Source organism: Allobosea eneae, assembly GCF_042657265.1.
Taxonomy (GTDB): domain Bacteria; phylum Pseudomonadota; class Alphaproteobacteria; order Rhizobiales; family Beijerinckiaceae; genus Allobosea; species Allobosea eneae.
Window position 1 is genome coordinate 1 of record NZ_JBHSLW010000143.1, and the last position, 968, is coordinate 968.

1 protein-coding gene and 1 pseudogene are annotated in these 968 nt (G+C 63.9%); both read left to right on the forward strand.

Annotation, left to right across the window (positions count from 1 at the left end):
• Positions 1-101 precede the first annotated feature (101 nt).
• Complete coding sequence (tnpB, locus tag ACFPOB_RS30990) at positions 102-383, forward strand: IS66 family insertion sequence element accessory protein TnpB (RefSeq protein ID WP_377801975.1); 282 nt, start codon at positions 102-104, stop codon at positions 381-383.
• A gap of 47 nt (positions 384-430) precedes the next feature.
• Positions 431-895, forward strand: a pseudogene (locus ACFPOB_RS30995) (IS66 family transposase zinc-finger binding domain-containing protein); the annotation flags it as partial.
• Positions 896-968: the final 73 nt, after the last annotated feature.

A 968-nucleotide genomic window follows, 5' to 3' on the forward strand; every position in this document is an offset into this window, starting at 1 on the left:
AGCGTAAGCTCTGAAATCGTCATGTGTCGAAGCCCTCAGGGGCTTCAAACATCGGCGCTCAGACCGCGCCCGCAAAGGTGCCAACGGGACAGCGCTTACGCTTGGCCGCACTGGTGCGCGAGAGCATGGGCGCCGATCCGTTCTCGGGCGCGGTCTATGTGTTCCGGGCGAGACGCGCCGACCGGATCAAGCTGGTTTACTTCGATGGGACGGGCGTCTGCCTGTTCTCGAAGAGGCTGGAAGACGGCAAGTTCCAGTGGCCCGCCATTGCCGACGGCGTCGTGCGACTGACCGCGGCGCAGTTGCAGGCGTTGCTCGAAGGCCTGGACTGGCGACGCGTGCATGAGCGCCGCGAGACGCGGGTCCCCGTCGCGGCAAGTTGATCGCTCGGCGCTAGCAAGCCACTGTAATCCATGATTGAATCGGCTTCGTGAGCAACGCGGCCAACCCATTGATCAGCGATCCGATCGCGCTTCGGGCGATGCTCGCGGAGGAGCGCGCCGAGAACGAGCGGCTACGCCAGATCATCAAGGAGTTGCAGCGCCATCGCTTCGGGCGCCGGGCCGAGAGCCTGCCGGTCGATCAGTTGCTGCTCGGGCTCGAAGAGGCCGAGCAGATCGAGGCCGAGGGCCTCGCCGGCGAGGAAGCGGCTGATCCGATCAAGCACACCGACCGAGTCAGGAAGCGGCGCGCCAATCGCGGATCGCTGCCCGCACACCTGCCGCGTGTCGAGCAGATCATCGACGTCCAAGACAAAACATGCCGGTGCTGCCGTGGCGAACTGCATATGATGGGCGAGGATGTCTCAGAGCGTCTCGATATCGTCCCTGCGCAGTTCCGCGTGATCGTGACGCGCCGGCCGAAATACGGTACCCCTACGAGGGCGGCCGTCTTGAGGATTGATGCTTGGGGGTGAGAATGTGTCTGTATGGACGTCTATACAGGCACGCCGATCAGTCGGCTTGAGA